This is a genomic window from Microbispora sp. KK1-11, assembly GCF_006874435.1.
Taxonomy (GTDB): domain Bacteria; phylum Actinomycetota; class Actinomycetes; order Streptosporangiales; family Streptosporangiaceae; genus Microbispora; species Microbispora catharanthi.
Window position 1 is genome coordinate 252694 of the sequence record NZ_VIRJ01000001.1, and the last position, 18690, is coordinate 271383.

The following is an 18690-nucleotide window of genomic DNA, read 5'->3' on the forward strand; positions in this document are numbered from 1 at the left end:
ATGGTGGACCCGTGACGCTTACTGTTGCGCAGATCGACCGGGAGACCGACCAGCTCGTAGGGGAGTGGCTCCCCCTCTCGGAGGCCGCCAAGAAGCTGGCACTGAGCATCGGCCGTGCCAAGCAACTCCTCAAGGACAAGAAGCTCGTCGGCGTCCGGCGGGGCGGCGGCGAGCCGCAGATCCCCGCGGTGTTCATCGCGGACGGCGAGGTGCTCAAGGGCCTGCCCGGCACGCTCACGGTCCTGTCCGACGCCGGGTATGACGAGGTGGAGTCGATCCGGTGGCTGTTCACCCCGGACGACTCGCTGCCGGGGTCCCCGATCGACGCGATCGTGAAGGGCCGGCACACCGAGGTCAAGCGGAGGGCCCAGGCCCTGGGCTTCTGACCCCGCGGCCGCGTGGCATTGTGGTCGGGTGAACGACATCCGGCGACAGCGGCTCGCGCAGGCCAGGCTCTACCTCTGCACTGACGGCAGGAGGGACCGCGGCGACCTGGAGAAGTTCCTCGACGCGGTCCTGTCCGGCGGGGTGGACATCGTCCAGCTCAGGGAGAAGGGCCTGGAGGCGCGCGAGGAACTGGACCTGCTGGAGGTCTTCCGCGCGGCCTGCGACAGGCACGGCGCGCTGCTGGCGGTCAACGACCGGGCGGATGTGGCCTACGCCGCCCGGCCCGACATCCTGCACCTCGGCCAGGACGACCTCCCGGTCCCGGTGGCCCGGGAGATCCTCGGTCCCGATGTCCTCATCGGCAGGTCCACGCACTCTGTGGCCGAGGCGTCGGCCGCGGCCGTGGAGCCGGGGGTGGACTACTTCTGCTGCGGGCCGATCTGGCCCACGCCCACCAAGCCCGGCCGTCCTGCGCCCGGCCCCGCGCTGCTGGAGCATGCCGCGCGCCTGGGCGCCGACCGGCCGTGGTTCGGCATCGGCGGCATCGACCTGGGCAACCTCGACGAGGTGATGGCGCACGGCGTGCGCCGCGCCGTGGTCGTCCGGGCCGTCACCGAGGCCGGCGACCCCGGCGCCGCCGCCGCCGCGCTCAAGGCCCGGCTGTCCGCCGTACCGCTCTGACGGGACGCCTCCTCCGGGCCCGTCCCGTCAGCCCGCGACGCGGCCCGGCAGTGGGCGGCGGCGGCCCGGTCCCGCCGCAGGCCCGGCCGATGCGTCCCGTCAGGTGCGGCGGGCCGTGGCGGCCACGGCCAGGGCGGCCAGTGCCGTGCGGGCCTCCTCCTCGATCGGCGCCTGGTCGAGGGCGTGCAGCGCGTCGTCGAGGTAGCGCTTGATCATGCCTTCGCACGCGGCGAGCGCGCCGGTCTCCTCGATCACGCTACGCAGCCGCCCGACGCCCTCGGCGTCCAGCTCGGGGTCGCCGAGCAGGGCCCGTACGACCGCCGCCTGGGCGGGGGTGGCCGAGGCGAGCGCACGCGCGATCAGGACGGTCCGCTTGCCCTCACGAAGGTCGTCACCGGCGGGCTTGCCGGTCTCCGCGGGGTCGCCGAACACGCCGAGGATGTCGTCGCGTAGCTGGAAGGCGATGCCCACCTGCTGGCCGTACTGCACGCAGAGGCGGTCGATCCAGGCGTCCGTGGCCCGGGCGGCGAGGACGAGCCCGAGCCGGAGCGGCTGCTCGACCGAGTATTTGCCGCTCTTGTACAGCGCCACCCGCAGCGCGCTGTCGAACGTGCTCTCGCCCTGCGCCTGTTCGAGCAGGTCGAGGTACTGCCCGCACATCAGCTCGGTGAGCATGTAATCGTGCAGCGGCTGGGCGGCGGCGATCGCCTCGGGCGCCAGGCCGCTCGTGCGCCACATCTCCCCGGACCACACCAGCAGCAGGTTGCCCAGCAGCACGGCCGTCCCTTCGCCGAACTGCCGCGCGGAGCCGTGCCAGCCCGCCTCGGCGTGCATCCGTTCGAACCGGCGGTGCGCCGACGGCATGCCCCGGCGCACGTCGCTCGCGTCCATGACGTCGTCGTGGATGAGCGCGCTGGCCTGCAGGAGTTCCAGCGAGGCGGCGGCGAAGTGCAGGCCGGGGTCGTCGCCTCCCCCGGCGGCCCGCCAACCCCAGTGACAGAAGGCGGGGCGCAGCCTTTTGCCGCCCGCTAGGAAGTCCTCCGCGGCGGACAGCAGGGTGGCCAGATGAGGGTCACCGAAGTGTGGTCGCTGCCGGTCGAGGAACTCCCGGAGTGCGCGGTCCACCTCCGTACGGATGGAATCGAGCGAGGCGGCGGAAGCGGTCATGCTCAGAGACTAACCGGGGTTGATCCGGGCACCCATCGGCAGATCCCCTCCAAGTGGGCCAACTCACTCTGATAGGGCAAATGTCCACATAGCAAGACCGTGGAGGCCGTGAAAACCGCCATCGCTGTACCCTTGCCGGTATGGCTCTCGGTCTGCCCTCGCGGCTTCCTGATCGCGTCCCGACGGTCCGCGAACTGCTGGCCGCGGGCGAGCGCTCGTTCTCGTTCGAGTTCATGCCGCCGAAGACCGACGAGGGGGAGCGCCAGCTGTGGCGGGCGATCCGCGAGCTGGAAGCGCTGCGGCCGACGTTCGTCTCCGTGACCTACGGCGCCGGCGGCTCGACCCGTGACCGCACGGTGGACATCGTCGAGCGGCTGGCGCACGAGACGACGCTGACCCCCGTCGCCCACTTCACCGCGGTCGACCACTCGATCCGCGAGCTGCGCCACCTCGTCGGCAGGTTCGCCGACGCGGGCGTGCGCAACATCCTCGCCGTGCGCGGCGACCCGCGCGGCGGCAACCCCCTGGACGAGTGGGTCAAGCACCCGGAGGGCGTCCTGTACGCCGAGGAGCTGGTGCGGCTGATCCGCCAGGCGGGCGACTTCTGCGTGGGGGTGGCCGCCTTCCCGTACAAGCACCCCAGGTCGGCGACCATCGAGTCGGACACCAGGTATTTCGTGCAGAAGTGCCGGGCCGGCGCGGACTACGCCATCACCCAGATGTTCTTCAGGGCGGAGGACTACCTGCGGCTGCGTGACCGCGTGGCGGCCCAGGGGTGCGACACCCCGATCATCCCCGGCATCATGCCCGTGACGCAGATGAGCACGATCGCCCGGTCGGAGCAGCTGTCCGGCGCGCCGTTCCCGCCGGAGGTGGCCGAGCGGTTCGCGGCCGTCGCCGACGACCCGGCCGCGGTCCGCCGTCTCGGCATCGAGCACGCCGTCGAGCTGTGCCAGAAGCTTCTCGACGAGGGCGCGCCCGGCATCCACTTCATCACCTTCAACCGGTCGAGCGCGACCCGCGAGGTGTTCCAGGCGCTGCACAGCGTGCCCGCCGCCGTGGCCGGCTGAGCCGGCCGGTCCCGTCAGCCTTCGCGGGCGCCGGGCTCGGGCAGCGGCAGGCGCACCCCGGCGATCACGTACTCCTCGTAACCGCCTGGGAAGACGAACCTGGTCATCAGGTCGGCGAACCCGACGTCCCGGTAGAGGTGCCGGGCCACGGTGGGGGCGTCGTGCGTCGACAGCACGGCCGTGCGCTCCGGGCGGCCCTCGCACAGCGTGTGGATCAGTCGCCGGCCGATTCCCTGGCCCTGATACTCGGGGCGCACGTGGATCTCGGCGATCTCCAGGGCGTCGCCGAACCAGGCGTTCGCCACCACCGGCCCTGCCCGGTCCTGCAGCGCCCCGCGTACGACGTCGTGCCACCACTGGCCCTGGCCGCCGTGGAAGCCGTAGGCGAAGCCGGCGACGCCGGAGGCCTGCGTGTCCTCCGCGAGCACGCAGTCGAAGTCGGGATAGGTGGCGTGGTTACGCATGATCGCCATGCGGCCCGCGAGCTGGTCCGACGGCGGGCGCATGGCGACCGTGTAGATCTCCAGCACGGTGTCCAGCACCGCCCTGAACTCGTCGGGCCCCACCCGTCGCAGTTGGATCACTCGTCGCACACTAGCAAAACGCCGCCGGACCGGTCCGGCAGGCGTCATTCCACCTCGGCGGCCGTGCCCCCGGTGATGCGCAGCAGTTCGTCGTAGGACGTGGGGAAGACGGTGTGGGGGTGCCCCGCGGCGGCCCACACGACGTCGTGCTTGCCCAGCCAGGTGTCCACCAGCGTCCGTATGGGCGCGGGGTGCCCGACCGGGGCGACGCCGCCGATGGGCTGCCCGGTGTGCTCGCGGACGAACTCCGGTGTGGCCCGCCGCACCTTCGCCGCCCCCACGAGCCTCGCGATCAGGTCGGTGTTCACGCGGTGGGCGCCGCTGGTCAGCACCAGCAGCGGCGCGCCGTCGGCGTCGAAGATCAGGCTGTTGGCGATCGCGCCGACCTCGCAGCCCAGCTGGGCCGCCGCCGTGGCGGCCGTCGGGGCGGCCTCGTCGAGCACGACGACCTCGCCCGCCACCGAGTGGGCCCGCAGGGCCTCCTGGACCCGGACGACGTTCGGATGCAACTTTTCTGCCACCCGGTCACTCTAAACGGATTGCCAGGACATACGCGGCCGATTATGGCCACTTACGATCACGCGGCTCACAATCGGACCGTAAGGTGAGTCCTTTGATCGAGAAACGGGCTTATGAGGGGGTTGGTCATGATGAGGGGTCGACGGCGACTGCTCGTCGCGGTGGGGGCGGCGACGTTCGCGACTGCCTTCGCGGCGACCGGCGTGAGCGGCACGGCGCAGGCGCGCACCGCCCTGCCGACGGGGGCGGTCACCGCGGGGACCGCGCTCCCGGGGCTTCAGGCGTCCTCGGCGCTTCGGGCGTCCTCCGCGCTCCCGGCGCTCCCGGCGCGGAGCGCCGTCCCCGCCCGCGCCACCGGTTATCCGCCGTTCACCGCCCCGGGCAAGACGCTCAAGCTCGGCGCCAAGGGCTCCGCCGTGAAGGCGCTGCAGGCCCGGCTCAAGGAGCTCGGGTACGTGCCCGGCAGCGCCGACGGCCGGTACGGCGGGGCGACGCTGACGGCGGTCTGGGCGTTCCAGAAGGTGCAGGGGATCACGCCGACCAGCACGGTCGCCGCCCGCACCTGGAGGGCGCTGGAGAACCCCCGGGCGCCCAAGGTCCTGGTGCCCAGGGGCAAGGCCACCCGCGTCGAGGTGAACCTGACCAAGCAGGTGATGGTTCTGTACCGGGGTGGCGTGCCGGTGCTGATCAGCCACATGTCCAGCGGCAGCGGCATCCCCTACACCGAGTACGCCACCTGGAACGGCAAGCGGCAGCGGTTCTCCGGCAGCGCCCGCACGCCGACCGGCGACTACAAGACCACCTGGCGGGCCAAGGGCTGGCACCGGTCCTACCTCGGGCAGCTCTACAACCCCATCTTCTTCAACGGCGGCATCGCGCTTCACGGCGCGCTCTCGGTGCCGCTCTACCCGGCGTCGCACGGCTGCGTGCGGCTGCCCATGAACGTGGCCGAGATCCTGCCGGGCCTGCTCGGCAAGGGTGTCCCTGTGCACGTCAGGGGCGCCTTCAGGCGCTGACGCCATCCCCGGAGGGGCCCCGCGCGAGGTGGTCGCGCGGGGCCCCTCCGCCGTTTCCGCCCCGCGTTTCGAACGCGGTCCTCGAACACGTATTCGTTGACAGCCTTGACAGAGGACATGATCGAATCTATGTTCGATGGAGTGGGCGTGGGACTCGCGGCTCGCGCCCACCCCGTCGGATTCGTGCCTTCGTCGTCGGCGGAGACGGATGCGGCACGGCCCGCGGCGTGGGCCGGACGGGGAGAGGGGAAGCTCCTCGTCCGGCCGCCCACGGGAGCCTGAGAAACGTCGGGCGATCTCGAGCGGTTCACGGGATCTCCCGGCCGGCGAAATTGTCGGTGCGATCTGCGACTGTGAAGTCACCGGCGACCTTCGCCGGAGTGCCACGACTCAAGGAGGCGGGCATGACTGAGGAGAACGACGACCAGAAGAGCGGGCCCCGGCTCTCGCAGGCGGTTCTGGCACACCTCGCGGACGCCAGGGCATGCCTCGCCGACGCCACCGTCGGGCCCACCCCCGCGGACCGCTACGTGTCGGCCCACCTGGCGGCCCTCCGTGCGGCCGCCGGGATCCTCGCGGCCCGTCCGCGGCCGATGGACGGCCGCAGGCGGCGGCTGCGCAGCGCCTGGGAGCTGCTGCCGGAGGCCGAGCCCAAGCTCGCGGACTGGGCGGCCTACTTCGCGGTCAGCGCGACCAAGCGTGCGGCGGCCGAGGCCGGCATGGTCCGAGCCGTCACGCAGAACGACGCAGAAGAGATCATAGCGGAGGCGGACAGGTTCGTCGGCGAGGTCGAGTCGATCCTCGGCCTGCCCGGCCGCCCCACCCTGCCCATGGCCGGCTGACCTCCGTCTCCGCCCATGGCCCCGGCCCCCGCAGCACCCGCGCAGGGGCAGCAAGGAGCCGGGGCGCCCACCGTGATGCGGGGAACGAGGCGCACGCCGGGGTGATCAGACGGGGTCGCGCTCCAGCGGGCAGCTCATGCACCGCGGCCCGCCGCGTCCGCGGCCGAGCTCGCTGCCCCGGATGGTGATCACCTCGATGCCGTGCCTGCGCAGGTGGTTGTTGGTCGTGGTGTTGCGCTCGTAGGCCACGACCACGCCGGGTTCCAGCGCCAGCACGTTGCAGCCGTCGTCCCACTGCTCGCGCTCGGCCGCGTGCACGTCCTGCGTCGGCGTGAGGACCTTGATGTCGTCAAGGCCGAGGGCCCGGGCGATCGCCTTGTGCATGTCCTCCGGCGGGTGGTCGGTGACCTTCAGCTCCTTGTCGGTGTCGCCCGGCTCCACCGTGTACGACGGGAGCATGCCGAGCCCGGCGTACTTGGTGAACACGCCCACGTCGACGTTGGTCATCACGGTGTCGAGGTGCATGAACGCACGGGTCTTGGGCAGGTCGAGCGCCACGATGCGGGTCGCCGATCCCGCCCGGAACAGGTTCGTCGCCAGCATCTCCACGGCCTGCGGCTGGGTGCGCTCGCTCACCCCGACGAGCACGACGCCGTTGCCGAGCACCAGGACGTCGCCGCCCTCGATGGTGGCCGGGGCCATGCGCACGCCCTCGTACCAGACGTTGAACCCGCCGGCGTCGGGGTTGCCGTATCCCGCGGCGAACAGCGGGTGCCATCGGTAGACCGCCTCGTAGTTGACGGTCTCCCGCCTGCGCGCCTTCTTGCGCATCGCGTTGATCGACACCCCGTCGTACACCCAGCAGGAGGTGTCGCGGGCGAACAGGTGGTTGGGCAGCGGCGGGAGGACGAAGTCGTCCATGCCGAGCGTGTGGAAGGCGATGGAGCCGGGGTCGCAGCCCAGCTCCATGATCTCGCGTTTGGTGATCCCGCCGGTCAGCAGCGGCGCGAGCGTGTCCGCGTCGAGGGCGTCGAGCGTGTTGCGGATCGCGTCGGCGGCCAGCGGGCCGAACCAGTGCTCGTCGACGCTGCCGTCGAGGATGTGCTTGCGCGCGTCGGGGATCTCGATCACCTCCCGCAGGAGGTCGCCGAGGTGGTGCACCGTGACGCCGCGCCCGGCGAGCACCTCGCACCACTCCCGGTGCTCCTCCAGCGCGCGGTGCACCCACAGCACGTCGTCGAACAGCAGGCTGTCCTTGTTGCCCGGGGTGAGCCGCTTGAGCGCGAGTTCGGGTATGTCGACCAGGACCTGGCGAAGCCTGCCCACCTCGGAGCCCACGTAAAACGTCATGTCCTGCCTATCCCCGCGTGGCGGGAATCACTCGTACCGGCGGCTCCCCGTTGCGGAGGCGCCGCCCATGACTACGCCGGAGAGGGCGGACATCGGTGCGGGGAGCCGCGTACGAACCGGGCGGGAGGTCAGAAGGACTCGACGGCGCGGCGGGCCTCCGCGTCGAGCACGCCCCAGTGGATGAACTCCTCGGTCAGCTCGACCGGCGACTTGTCATAGATGACCGCGAGCGAGCGCAGGTCCTCCTGCCGGATGGACAGCACCTTGCCGTTGTAGTCGCCCCGCTGGCTCTGAATGGTGGCGGCGTAACGGGCAAGCGGGCCGGCCTTGTCCTTCGGCAGCTGCGACAGCCGCTCCAGGTCGATGACCAGCTTGGGAGCGGGCGCAAGCGGGCTGGGGGCGGCTCCGCCCGGAAGAAGCTCCGACACCGGCACTCCGTAGAAATCCGCGAGCTCGGCGAGCTTCTGCACGGTCACCGCGCGGTCACCTCGCTCGTAGGAGCCCACGACGACGGCCTTCCACCGTCCGCGGGACTTCTCTTCCACACCGTGCAGGGACAGCCCCTGCTGGGTCCGGATAGCGCGCAGGCGCGCGCCCAGCGACTTGGCGTAGTCAGACGGCATCGTGTGGCCCCCGGCTTTCTATGTCTCTTCTCACTTGATTGTGCGTCCTTGTCCCAAGCGTTCCGAACACCGGGGCTGGTGCCCGTGACCGGCACCTTCGGTGACCGCTGCGTCGGGTTTTACCCAGGAAGGTCGCGTGTTGTGGTTACGGACAGTGACGGTAAAGCCGACACTCCCAAAGGTCAAGCTGATTGGAAAAAAGAGCGTCAAACAGTGCTCTCACCGAAATCACCGACACCCGGCGCGATGCGGCTTCCGATCCCCGGCCCGCCCCTCGCTCACCCCTCGCCCGGCCCCCGAACGTCCCGGAACGTCACCGGAGGGTCCCCGAAGATCCCCGGAGATCCCCGGCACGTCCTCGTCACGCCGAGGGCGAACGGCTCCTCCGGGGGCATCACCCCTGGCGGGAGGGGGGTTCGCAGACGGCCCTGATACTCTAAGCAGAACCGACACCCTTTTAAGACCCGTCCCGTGAGGCGGGAAAGGCGGTGACTTTTTCATGTCTGATGCCCGAAATCCGGCCCGCGCCGTCCTGGAGGGGCCCGACATCCACCGGGCGCTCACCCGGATCGCGCACGAGATCCTCGAACGCACCAGGGGCGCGGAGAGCGTCGTCCTGATCGGCATCCCCACCCGGGGCGCCACCCTCGCGCACCGCATCGCCGGGCGCATCGCGCAGTTCGAGGGGATCAAGGTTCCCGTCGGCGCCATCGACGTCACGATGTACCGCGACGACCTGCGCCTGCGGCCCGCGCGCCCGCTCGGCCGCACCGAGCTGCCCGCGGACGGCGTGGACGGCAGGACCGTGGTCCTCGTGGACGACGTCCTCTTCTCCGGCCGCACCGTGCGCGCCGCGCTCGACGCGCTGAACGACGTGGGCAGGCCCAGGGCCGTCCAGCTCGCCACGCTCGTCGACCGCGGCCACAGGGAGCTGCCGATCCGCGCCGACTACGTCGGCAAGAACCTGCCGACCTCCAAGAGCGAGAAGGTCAAGGTCTTCCTGGAGGAGACGGACGGGCGCGACGCGGTCGTGCTCATCAAGGAGGACGACCGATGAAGCGTCACCTGATCTCGACCGGCGACCTCACCCGCGACGACGCCCTCCTCATCCTCGACACGGCCGAGGAGCTGGCGCGGGTCTCGCAGCGGTCCATCAAGAAGCTGCCGACGCTGCGCGGCCGCACGGTGGTGAACCTCTTCTTCGAGGACTCCACCCGGACCCGCATCTCCTTCGAGGCCGCGGCCAAGCGCCTGTCGGCCGATGTGATCAATTTCTCGGCCAAGGGGTCGAGCGTGTCCAAGGGCGAGTCGCTGAAGGACACCGCGCTCACCCTGGAGGCCATGGGCGCCGACGCCGTGGTGATCCGGCACAGCGCCTCGGGCGCGCCGCACCGCCTGGCCACCTGGGTGCGCGGCAGCGTGGTCAACGCCGGGGACGGCACCCACGAGCACCCCACCCAGGCGCTGCTCGACGCCTTCAGCATCCGCCGCCGGCTGGGCCGGCTGGAGGGCCTGAAGATCGCCGTCGTGGGCGACGTGCTGCACAGCCGGGTCGCCCGGTCCAACGTGCTGCTGCTGCACACGCTCGGCGCGGAGGTGACGCTGGTCGCGCCCCCGACCCTGCTGCCGGTGGCGGTCGAGACCTGGCCCTGCCAGATCTCGTACGACCTCGACGCCGTGCTGCCCAAGTCGGACGTCGTGATGATGCTGCGGGTCCAGCTGGAGCGGATGAACGCGGCCTACTTCCCCTCGGCGCGGGAGTACAGCCGCCGCTACGGCCTCGACCGCGACCGCTTCGCCCGCCTGCACGACGACGCCATCGTCATGCACCCCGGCCCGATGAACCGCGGCATGGAGATCTCCGCGGAGGTCGCCGACTCGCCGCGCTCGACGATCGTCGAGCAGGTCGCCAACGGCGTGACGGTCCGGATGGCCGTCCTCTACCTGCTGCTCGGCGGTTCCGAGCCCGCGATCGGAGGCGCCGAATGAGCACGTACGACCTTCACGAGGGGACTGTGACCACCATCCTCATCAGGGGCGCCCGGATCCTGGGCGGCGCCCCGAGCGACATCCTGCTGCGCGACGGCGTCGTGGCGGAGACCGGCGACCTCGCGGGCGCGAAGGCCGACCAGACGGTCGACGCCGACGGGCTGGTCGCCCTGCCCGGCCTGGTGGACCTGCACACCCACCTGCGCGAGCCCGGCCGGGAGGACGCGGAGACCGTCGAGACCGGCACCCAGGCCGCGGCGCGGGGCGGGTACACCGCCGTCCACGCCATGGCCAACACCTCCCCGGTGGCCGACACCGCCGGCGTGGTGGAACAGGTCTGGCGGCTCGGCCAGGAGTACGGCCACTGCGACGTGCAGCCCGTGGGCGCCGTGACCTCCGGCCTCGAGGGCCGCCAGCTCGCCGAGCTCGGCGCGATGGCCGACTCCGCGGCCCGCGTGCGGGTCTTCTCCGACGACGGCAAGTGCGTGTCCGACGCCGTGCTGATGCGCCGGGCGCTGGAGTACGTCAAGGCGTTCGACGGCGTCGTGGCCCAGCACGCCCAGGAGCCCAGGCTGACCGAGGGCGCCCAGCTCAACGAGGGCGAGGTGTCGGCCAGGCTCGGGCTGACCGGCTGGCCGGCGGTCGCCGAGGAGGCGATCATCGCGCGCGACTGCCTGCTGGCCGCGCACGTCGGCTCCCGGCTGCACGTCTGCCACGTCTCCACCGCGGGCTCCGTCGAGATCATCCGCTGGGCCAAGTCGAAGGGCTGGGACGTGACCGCCGAGGTCACCCCCCACCACCTGCTGCTGACCGACTCCTGCGCGGAGAGGTCGCCGCTCGGGCCGTACAACCCGATCTACAAGGTGAACCCGCCGCTGCGCACCGACGAGGACGTGCGGGCGCTGCGCGAGGCGCTGGCCGACGGCACGATCGACTGCGTGGCCACCGACCACGCGCCCCACCCGGTCGAGGACAAGGAGACCGAGTGGGCCGCGGCGGCCATGGGCATGATCGGCCTGGAGACCGCCCTGTCCGTGGTCCAGGAGGCCATGGTCGAGACCGGGCTGCTCGACTGGGCCGGCGTCGCCGACCGCATGTCCGCGCGGCCGGCCGCGATCGGCCGCCTGGCCGGGCACGGCCGCCCGATCGAGCCCGGCGCCCCCGGCAACGTCACGCTGTACGACCCGTCGGTCCGGCAGCCCGTCGACCCTGCCGCGATGGCGTCGAAGAGCCGCAACACCCCCTACGAGGGTCTGACCCTGCCCGGCCGCGTCGTCGCCACGTTCCTGCGCGGCCGCCCCACCGTTCTCGAAGGGAAGCTCGTATGACAGCCCTGCTCGTGCTCGAGGACGGACGCGTCTTCGAGGGAACGCCGTACGGCGCCGTGGGCGAGACGTTCGGCGAGATGGTCTTCAACACCGGCATGACCGGCTATCAGGAGACGCTCACCGACCCCTCCTACCACCGCCAGATCGTCGCGATGACCGCCCCGCACATCGGCAACACCGGTGTCAACGACGAGGACCCCGAGTCCCGCAGGGTCTGGGTCGCGGGCTACGTGGTGCGCGAGCCGTCCCGGATCCCGTCGAACTGGCGCTCCCGCAGGACGCTCGACGACTACCTGCGCGACCAGGGCGTGGTCGGCATCGCGATGCCCGGCACCCGCGCCCTCACCCGCCACCTGCGCGAGCGCGGCGCGATGCGCGCGGGCATCTTCAGCGAGGGCGGCGAGATCGCCGACCTGGTCGAGCGGGTGCGGCGCTCGCCCGGCATGGAGGGCGCCGACCTGGCCCGCGAGGTCAGCACGGCCGAGCCGTACGTCGTGCCGGCGGTCGGGCGCAAGCGCTTCACCGTCGCCGCGGTCGACCTCGGTATCAAGGCCATGACCCCGCAGCGGATGTCCGAGCGGGGCTGCGAGGTGCACGTGCTGCCGGCGACCGCCAAGGCGGCCGACATCCTCGCCCTCGACCCCGACGGCGTCTTCTTCTCCAACGGCCCTGGCGACCCCGCCGCGGCCGGGTACGCGGTCGAGTCCCTGCGCGAGGTGCTGGACGAGAGCGTGCCGTTCTTCGGCATCTGCTTCGGCAACCAGATCCTCGGCCGGGCGCTCGGCCTCGGCACATACAAGCTGCGGTACGGCCACCGCGGAGTGAACCAGCCGGTGCAGGACCGCAGGACCGGCAAGGTCGAGATCTCCGCGCACAACCACGGCTTCGCCGTGCGCGCGCCGCTCGACGGGCCCTTCGAGACCCCGTACGGCGCGGCCGAGGTGAGCCACGTCAACCTCAACGACGACTGCGTGGAGGGGCTGCGCCTGCTGGACCGCCCCGCGTTCAGCGTGCAATACCACCCCGAGGCGGCCGCCGGCCCGCACGACGCCGCGTACCTGTTCGACGAGTTCTGCGAGCTGATGGACAAGAAGGGGGCCAAGGGTGCCTAAGCGTACGGACATCAGGTCCGTCATGGTGATCGGCTCCGGCCCGATCGTCATCGGACAGGCGTGCGAGTTCGACTACTCCGGCACCCAGGCCTGCCGCGTCCTGCGCAGCGAGGGATTCCGGGTCATCCTCGTCAACAGCAACCCCGCCACGATCATGACGGACCCGGAGTTCGCCGACGCCACCTACGTCGAGCCGATCACGCCGGACATCGTCGAGAAGATCATCGCCAAGGAGCGGCCCGACGCGCTGCTGCCCACGCTGGGCGGCCAGACGGCGCTCAACACCGCCGTGGCGCTGCACGAGGCGGGCGTGCTCGACAAGTACGGCGTCGAGCTGATCGGCGCCGACATCGACGCCATCCAGGCGGGGGAGAACCGCGAGCGGTTCAAGGAGATCGTCGCCAAGGTCGCCGCCGAGCACGGCCTCAACGCCGAGTCGGCGCGCAGCCTGATCTGCCACACCATGGACGAATGCCTGAGCGCGGCCGGCGAGCTGGGCTACCCGCTCGTCGTCCGCCCGAGCTTCACCATGGGCGGCGCGGGCTCCGGCTTCGCCCACGACGAGCAGGAGCTGCGCCGCATCGCCGGCGCCGGCCTCGACGCGTCCCCGACCACCGAGGTGCTCCTGGAGGAGTCGATCCTCGGCTGGAAGGAGTACGAGCTGGAGGTCATGCGGGACCGCAACGACAACGTGGTCATCGTGTGCTCCATCGAGAACATCGACCCGATGGGCGTCCACACCGGCGACAGCGTGACGGTGGCGCCCGCGCTGACGCTGACCGACCGCGAGTACCAGAACATGCGCGACGTCGCGATCGCGGTCATCCGCGAGGTCGGCGTGGACACCGGCGGCTGCAACATCCAGTTCGCGGTCGACCCCGAGACCGGCCGGATGATCGTCATCGAGATGAACCCGCGCGTGTCGCGGTCGTCGGCGCTGGCGTCCAAGGCCACCGGCTTCCCGATCGCCAAGATCGCCGCCAAGCTCGCGATCGGCTACACCCTGGACGAGATCCCCAACGACATCACCAAGGAGACCCCGGCGTCGTTCGAGCCTTCGCTCGACTACATCGTGGTCAAGGTGCCGAGGTTCGCGTTCGAGAAGTTCGCCGGGGCCGACCAGACGCTGACCACCCACATGAAGTCGGTCGGCGAGGCGATGGCGATCGGCCGCTCCTTCCCCGAGGCGCTGCAGAAGGCGCTGCGGTCGCTGGAGAAGAAGGGGTCGTCGTTCAGCTGGGCGGGCGAGCCCGGCGACCTGGACGAGCTCCTGGAGGCCTGCCGCAGGCCGCACGACGGGCGGCTGCGCACCATGCAGCAGGCCATCAGGGCGGGCGCGACCCCCGAGCAGGTCCACGAGGCCACCTCGGTGGACCCGTGGTTCGTCGACCAGCTCTTCGCGATCGACGAGGTCGCCCGGTCGATCACCGGGCTCGACCGGCCCACCCTCGACCTGGCCAAGCGGCACGGCTTCAGCGACGCGCAGATCGCCGAGATCCTGGGCGTGCCGGAGCCCGAGGTGCGGGCCAAGCGCCACGAGTTCGGCGTCAGGCCCGTCTACAACACCGTGGACACCTGCGCCGCCGAGTTCGCCGCGCGCACGCCGTACCTCTACTCGACGTACGACGAGGAGAACGAGGTGCCGGTGGGGGACCGGCCCAAGGTGATCATCCTGGGCAGCGGTCCCAACCGCATCGGCCAGGGCATCGAGTTCGACTACGCCTGCGTGCACGCGTCGTTCGAGCTGGCCAAGGCCGGCTACGAGACCGTGATGGTCAACTGCAACCCCGAGACCGTCTCGACCGACTACGACACCTCCGACCGGCTCTACTTCGAGCCGCTCACCCTGGAGGACGTCCTGGAGGTCGTGCACGCCGAGCAGGAGACCGGGCCGGTCGCCGGCGTCATCGTGCAGCTCGGCGGCCAGACGCCGCTCGGGCTCGCCCAGGCGCTCAAGGACGCGGGGGTGCCCGTGGTCGGCACCTCGCCCGAGTCGATCCACCTCGCCGAGGACCGGGGCGCGTTCGGGCAGGTCCTCGCCGAGGCCGGGCTGCCCGCGCCCAGGCACGGCACCGCGACGACCGTGGAGGAGGCGCGGGCGGTCGCCGAGGAGATCGGCTACCCGGTGCTCGTGCGGCCGTCGTACGTGCTCGGCGGCGCCGGCATGGCGATCGTGTACGACGAGGACACCCTCGGGGCGTACATGGCGAAGGCGGCCTCCGAGCACCCGGTGCTGATCGACCGGTTCCTCGACGACGCCATCGAGATCGACGTGGACGCGCTGTTCGACGGCGAGGAGCTGTACCTCGGCGGCGTCATGGAGCACATCGAGGAGGCCGGCATCCACTCCGGCGACTCGGCGTGCGCGCTGCCGCCGATCACGCTGGGCGGCTTCGACATCAAGCGGATCCGCGCGGCCACCGAGGCCATCGCCCGCGGCGTGGGCGTGCGCGGCCTGCTGAACGTCCAGTACGCGATGGCCTCCAACGTCCTGTACGTCCTGGAGGCCAACCCCAGGGCCAGCCGTACGGTGCCGTTCGTGTCCAAGGCCACGGCGGTGCCGCTGGCCAAGGCGGCGGCGCGGCTGATGCTGGGCGCGACGATCGCCGAGCTGCGCGCCGAGGGCATGCTGCCGGCCGACTACGACGGCGGCACGCTGCCGATGGACGCGCCGGTCGCGGTCAAGGAGGCGGTGCTGCCGTTCAACCGGTTCCGCGGCGTGGACACCGTCCTCGGGCCGGAGATGCGCTCGACCGGCGAGGTCATGGGCATCGACGAGTTCTTCGGCACGGCCTTCGCCAAGTCGCAGTCGGCGGCCTACGGCGCGCTGCCGACCAAGGGACGGGCGTTCGTCTCGGTCGCGAACAAGGACAAGCGGGCCATGATCTTCCCCGTGAAGGCGCTCGCGGACCTCGGCTTCGAGATCCTGGCCACGGAGGGCACCGCCGAGGTGCTGCGCCGCAACGGCGTGCGTGCCAAGATCGTGCGCAAGCACAGCGACGGCGTCGGTCCCGACGGCGAGTCGACGATCGTGCGGCGCATCCTCGACGGGGAGGTGGACCTCATCGTGAACACTCCGTTCAGCAGCCCCGGCCAGTCGGGGCCGCGCCTGGACGGGTACGAGATCCGCACCGCCGCCGTGAACCGCGGAATCGCCTGCATCACGACCGTCCAGGGACTGGCCGCCGCCGTACAGGGCATCCAGCACATCGTCAGAGGCGACATCGACGTGTGTTCCCTCCAGGAACACGCCAGGAGGCTGCGAGACTAGCCCGGGACACGCGGAGGGCTTGGGCGCTCGTATCCGCGCGAGCGGAGCGAGCGCCAGGAACAGGGAGCAGGGAGTGGCCGGCAGTCCGGTTCAGGTCACGGGCACGGTGCTGACGACGCGCCGCGTGGACGCCTACCATGCGCTCACCGTCGTCGCGCCGGGCATCGCCGACCGGTTCCGGCCCGGCCACTTCGTCACGGTCGCCGTCGGGGGCCGCGACTCCTCGATGCTCACCCGGCGGGCCTTCACGATCCACGACGTGAAGCCGGACTACGGTGGCACGGTGGAGCTCGTCTTCGGCGTGCGCGGTGCCGGGACGGCCTGGCTCGCCGACCTGCGGGCGCGCGACACGCTCGACCTGGTCGGCCCGCTCGGCCGTCCCTTCCCCCTGCCCCGCGACCCCTGCACCTGCGTGCTGGTCGGCGACGAGCACGGCGCGGCGCCGCTGTTCGCGCTGGGGGACGCGCTGCAGCAGCGGGGCTGCCGCATCGACTTCGTGCTGGGGGCGCCGTCGGCCGACCGGGTCTTCGGGGCGCTGCGGGCCCGACGGATGGGTGAGACGACCACGCTGACGACCGAGGACGGCTCGCTGGGCATGCGCGGCAAGGTGACCGACGTGCTGCCCGGCGTGATCGCCGACGCGCGGGCCGACGCGGTCTACGCGTGCGGGCCGATGGAGACGCTGCGCGGCGTCACGGCGGTCGCCGTCGAGCTCGGCATCCCCGTGCAGGTGGCCGTGGAGGAGTCCATGGCCTGCGGCATCGGCGTCTGCATGACGTGCGTGGTGCCGGTCATCGGCGACGACGGCGTGACCCGCATGGTCCGCGCCTGCACCGAGGGGCCGGTGTTCCGGGGGGAGCGGGTGCGGTTCGACGACGTCGGGACGATCCCGTTCGACGCGCTCGGCGCGCCCGGCGGACGGCATGTCTGAGCCGGGGCGGGGGAGGCGGCCGTGACCGCCGACCTGCGGACCTACCTGGCCCATGTGGAGCTGCCCAACCCGGTGCTGACCGCCTCGGGCTGCGGCGGGACCGGCCGCGAGCTGGCCCAGTTCTCCGACGTCCACCGGCTGGGCGCGTTCGTCACCCGGTCGATCACCATGGCCCCCCGCGCGGGACGGCCGACGCCGCGGATGGCCGAGACCCCCTCCGGGCTGCTGAACGCCGTGGGCCTGCAGGGGCCCGGCGTCGAGGCGTTCCTGGAGCGCGAGCTGCCCTGGCTGGCCGAGCGGGGGGCGCGCACGGTCGTGTCGATCGGCGGCGGCACCGTGACCGAGTACACCGCGCTGGCGCGGCGCCTGGCCGGCGTCGACGGCATCACCGCCGTGGAGATCAACCTGTCGTGCCCGAACGTCGAGGACCGCGGCAGGGTGTTCGCCCGCGACGGGGCCGCCGCGGCGGAGGTCGTGGCCTCGGTGCGCGCGGCCACACCGTACGAGGTGCCGGTGATCGCCAAGCTGTCCCCTGACGTGGCGGACGTCGTCGCGGTCGCACGCGCGTGCGTGGACGGCGGCGCCGACGCCCTCGCCATGATCAACACCCCGGTCGGGATGAGCATCGACGTGGACACGATGCGCCCCTCGCTCGCGGCGGGCACCGGCGGCCTGTCCGGCCCCGCCGTACGGCCCCTGGCGGTGCGCTGCGTGTGGCAGGTCCACGCGGCGCTGCCGGGAGTGCCGATCATCGGCATGGGCGGCGTCTCGACCGGCAGGGACGCCCTTGAGCTCGTCCTGGCGGGCGCCTGCGCCGTCGCGGTGGGCACGGCCCTGTTCCACGACCCCTACGCCTGCCCGCGCGTCCTGAGGGAGCTTGAGGAGCTTCTGCAGGAGCGCGGGTTCGACCGGCTCGCCGACGCCGTGGGCCTGGCCCACCGCCCGGCGGGCGCGCAACCACGAACCAGAACAGATCTCGAGGAGAGTTCGCTTTGACCACGCCCGCTCCCATCGCCGTCGCCCTGGACGCGCCCGACCTGGAGACCGCGGCCCGCTGGGCCGGCCTGGTCACCCCGCACGTCTCCACGGTGAAGGTGGGGCTGGAGCTCTACCTGCGGTACGGGCCCGACGTGATCGCCTCGGTGCGCGGCGCGAGCGGCGTGCAGGTCTTCCTGGACCTCAAGCTGCACGACATCCCGAACACCGTCGGCGCCGCCGCCCGTGCGGTCGCCCGGCTCAAGCCGACATACCTCACCGTGCACGCCGCGGGGGGCCCCGCGATGGTCAGAGCGGCCGTCGAGGGGGCTCCCAACACCCAGATCGCGGCCGTGACGCTCCTGACGTCGCTTTCTGAGGCCGATCTCCGCGAAATCGGTATCCAGGGACCCCCTGCGGACGTCGCGCGCCGTATGGCCGCCGTGGCCGTCGGGGCGGGCGCCCAGGCCCTCGTCTGCTCGCCCAGGGAGGTCGCCGCCGTACGCGCGGAGGTCGGCCCGGACGTGACATTGATCACCCCCGGCGTGCGGCCCGCCGGCGCCGACACCCAGGACCAGGCGCGGGTGGCCACTCCGGAGGACGCGATCGCCAACGGGGCCGACCTCCTCGTGATCGGACGGCCCATCACCGGGGCGCCCGACCCGGGCGCGGCGGCCGCCGGGATCGCCGCCGCGCTGCGCCGCGTGAGCCCCTGAGCGGGCGCAGGGCGGCCTCCGGCGCCGTCACCATGCGTCATCCCGCTCCGGGCCTGCTGAGGCGGTTTTGATCTACGAAGAGTGACTTTTCCAATACCAAAAGTAGTAAAATCAATTTTGTAGTCCGAG

Annotated in this window: 18 protein-coding genes; 13 read left to right on the forward strand and 5 right to left on the reverse strand. The window is 71.8% G+C overall.

The window, feature by feature from the left end; translation table 11 throughout:
* Window positions 1-11: 11 nt before the first annotated feature.
* Both FLW16_RS01190 and thiE read left to right on the forward strand, forming a co-directional pair.
* Window positions 12-386, forward strand: coding sequence for an Rv2175c family DNA-binding protein (locus FLW16_RS01190; RefSeq protein WP_142556671.1), 375 nt, complete (start codon window positions 12-14; stop codon window positions 384-386).
* Window positions 387-414: 28 nt separating this feature from the next.
* The gene (gene thiE, locus FLW16_RS01195; RefSeq protein WP_396684644.1) at window positions 415-1068 is read left to right on the forward strand and encodes a thiamine phosphate synthase; all 654 of its coding nucleotides are present in this window, start codon (window positions 415-417) and stop codon (window positions 1066-1068) included.
* 99 nt (window positions 1069-1167) lie between these two features.
* Here the strand turns inward: thiE and FLW16_RS01200 are convergent, their stop codons facing one another.
* Window positions 1168-2235 carry a polyprenyl synthetase family protein gene (locus FLW16_RS01200; RefSeq protein WP_142556673.1) on the reverse strand — a complete coding sequence of 356 codons (1068 nt, stop codon included), beginning with the start codon at window positions 2233-2235 and terminating at the stop codon, window positions 1168-1170.
* Window positions 2236-2375: 140 nt separating this feature from the next.
* On the opposite strand from FLW16_RS01200, the gene metF reads away from it, so the two are divergent.
* Window positions 2376-3305 carry a methylenetetrahydrofolate reductase [NAD(P)H] gene (gene metF / locus FLW16_RS01205; RefSeq protein WP_142556674.1) on the forward strand — a complete coding sequence of 310 codons (930 nt, stop codon included), beginning with the start codon at window positions 2376-2378 and terminating at the stop codon, window positions 3303-3305.
* A gap of 14 nt (window positions 3306-3319) precedes the next feature.
* Here metF and FLW16_RS01210 read toward each other — a convergent pair whose 3' ends face one another.
* Window positions 3320-3889 (reverse strand): GNAT family N-acetyltransferase, encoded by a 570-nt coding sequence (locus FLW16_RS01210; RefSeq protein WP_142556676.1) that lies wholly within the window; start codon window positions 3887-3889, stop codon window positions 3320-3322.
* Between the two features lie 44 nt (window positions 3890-3933).
* On the reverse strand, window positions 3934-4410 hold the full coding sequence (locus FLW16_RS01215) for a YbaK/EbsC family protein (RefSeq protein WP_142556678.1): 477 nt from the start codon (window positions 4408-4410) through the stop codon (window positions 3934-3936).
* A 126-nt stretch (window positions 4411-4536) separates the two neighbouring features.
* Between FLW16_RS01215 and FLW16_RS01220 the strand changes: the two genes are divergently transcribed.
* Both FLW16_RS01220 and FLW16_RS01225 read left to right on the forward strand, forming a co-directional pair.
* Window positions 4537-5424, forward strand: coding sequence for a L,D-transpeptidase family protein (locus FLW16_RS01220; RefSeq protein WP_260614753.1), 888 nt, complete (start codon window positions 4537-4539; stop codon window positions 5422-5424).
* Between the two features lie 404 nt (window positions 5425-5828).
* Window positions 5829-6266, forward strand: a complete 438-nt coding sequence (locus tag FLW16_RS01225) for an SAV_6107 family HEPN domain-containing protein (RefSeq protein ID WP_142556683.1) — start codon at window positions 5829-5831, stop codon at window positions 6264-6266.
* A gap of 105 nt (window positions 6267-6371) precedes the next feature.
* Here the strand turns inward: FLW16_RS01225 and FLW16_RS01230 are convergent, their stop codons facing one another.
* Together FLW16_RS01230 and FLW16_RS01235 are read right to left on the reverse strand one after the other, a co-directional pair.
* On the reverse strand, window positions 6372-7616 hold the full coding sequence (locus FLW16_RS01230; RefSeq protein WP_142556685.1) for an arginine deiminase: 1245 nt from the start codon (window positions 7614-7616) through the stop codon (window positions 6372-6374).
* A gap of 128 nt (window positions 7617-7744) precedes the next feature.
* Window positions 7745-8239 carry a transcriptional regulator gene (locus FLW16_RS01235; protein ID WP_030508976.1) on the reverse strand — a complete coding sequence of 165 codons (495 nt, stop codon included), beginning with the start codon at window positions 8237-8239 and terminating at the stop codon, window positions 7745-7747.
* A 499-nt stretch (window positions 8240-8738) separates the two neighbouring features.
* On the opposite strand from FLW16_RS01235, the gene pyrR reads away from it, so the two are divergent.
* The 8 genes from pyrR (at window position 8739) to pyrF (ending at window position 18561) form a co-directional block, all read left to right on the forward strand.
* Window positions 8739-9296, forward strand: a complete 558-nt coding sequence (gene pyrR, locus FLW16_RS01240; RefSeq protein ID WP_142556687.1) for a bifunctional pyr operon transcriptional regulator/uracil phosphoribosyltransferase PyrR — start codon at window positions 8739-8741, stop codon at window positions 9294-9296.
* Entirely contained in the window at window positions 9293-10228 is a 936-nt protein-coding gene (locus FLW16_RS01245; RefSeq protein ID WP_142556689.1) for an aspartate carbamoyltransferase catalytic subunit, read from the forward strand. The genes pyrR and FLW16_RS01245 overlap by 4 nt, the downstream gene beginning before the upstream one ends.
* 26 nt (window positions 10229-10254) lie before the next feature.
* Window positions 10255-11556 (forward strand): dihydroorotase, encoded by a 1302-nt coding sequence (locus tag FLW16_RS01250; protein WP_142556691.1) that lies wholly within the window; start codon window positions 10255-10257, stop codon window positions 11554-11556.
* A complete protein-coding gene (carA, locus tag FLW16_RS01255) occupies window positions 11553-12668 on the forward strand; it encodes a glutamine-hydrolyzing carbamoyl-phosphate synthase small subunit (RefSeq protein WP_142556694.1) in 1116 nt (371 codons plus the stop codon). The genes FLW16_RS01250 and carA overlap by 4 nt, the downstream gene beginning before the upstream one ends.
* Window positions 12661-15939: a carbamoyl-phosphate synthase large subunit gene (gene carB, locus FLW16_RS01260; protein ID WP_142556696.1), complete on the forward strand. Its 3279-nt coding sequence runs from the start codon at window positions 12661-12663 to the stop codon at window positions 15937-15939. Before carA ends, carB begins: the two co-directional genes overlap by 8 nt.
* Before the next feature lie 73 nt (window positions 15940-16012).
* The gene (locus FLW16_RS01265) at window positions 16013-16870 is read left to right on the forward strand and encodes a dihydroorotate dehydrogenase electron transfer subunit (RefSeq protein WP_142556698.1); all 858 of its coding nucleotides are present in this window, start codon (window positions 16013-16015) and stop codon (window positions 16868-16870) included.
* Window positions 16871-16891: 21 nt separating this feature from the next.
* On the forward strand, window positions 16892-17866 hold the full coding sequence (locus FLW16_RS01270) for a dihydroorotate dehydrogenase (protein WP_142556700.1): 975 nt from the start codon (window positions 16892-16894) through the stop codon (window positions 17864-17866).
* Window positions 17863-18561 carry an orotidine-5'-phosphate decarboxylase gene (pyrF, locus tag FLW16_RS01275; RefSeq protein WP_142556702.1) on the forward strand — a complete coding sequence of 233 codons (699 nt, stop codon included), beginning with the start codon at window positions 17863-17865 and terminating at the stop codon, window positions 18559-18561. The genes FLW16_RS01270 and pyrF overlap by 4 nt, the downstream gene beginning before the upstream one ends.
* Window positions 18562-18690 lie beyond the last annotated feature (129 nt).

What these genes read in the sequence shown, in the direction of transcription:
- FLW16_RS01200 (WP_142556673.1), bottom strand. Translation starts at nt 2,235, where the DNA reads ATGACCGCTTCCGCCGCCTCGCTCGATTCCATCCGTACGGAGGTGGAC.
- metF (WP_142556674.1), top strand. Translation starts at nt 2,376, where the DNA reads ATGGCTCTCGGTCTGCCCTCGCGGCTTCCTGATCGCGTCCCGACGGTC.
- FLW16_RS01220 (WP_260614753.1), top strand. Translation starts at nt 4,537, where the DNA reads ATGATGAGGGGTCGACGGCGACTGCTCGTCGCGGTGGGGGCGGCGACG.
- FLW16_RS01225 (WP_142556683.1), top strand. Translation starts at nt 5,829, where the DNA reads ATGACTGAGGAGAACGACGACCAGAAGAGCGGGCCCCGGCTCTCGCAG.
- FLW16_RS01230 (WP_142556685.1), bottom strand. Translation starts at nt 7,616, where the DNA reads ATGACGTTTTACGTGGGCTCCGAGGTGGGCAGGCTTCGCCAGGTCCTG.
- FLW16_RS01235 (WP_030508976.1), bottom strand. Translation starts at nt 8,239, where the DNA reads ATGCCGTCTGACTACGCCAAGTCGCTGGGCGCGCGCCTGCGCGCTATC.
- pyrR (WP_142556687.1), top strand. Translation starts at nt 8,739, where the DNA reads ATGTCTGATGCCCGAAATCCGGCCCGCGCCGTCCTGGAGGGGCCCGAC.
- FLW16_RS01245 (WP_142556689.1), top strand. Translation starts at nt 9,293, where the DNA reads ATGAAGCGTCACCTGATCTCGACCGGCGACCTCACCCGCGACGACGCC.
- carA (WP_142556694.1), top strand. Translation starts at nt 11,553, where the DNA reads ATGACAGCCCTGCTCGTGCTCGAGGACGGACGCGTCTTCGAGGGAACG.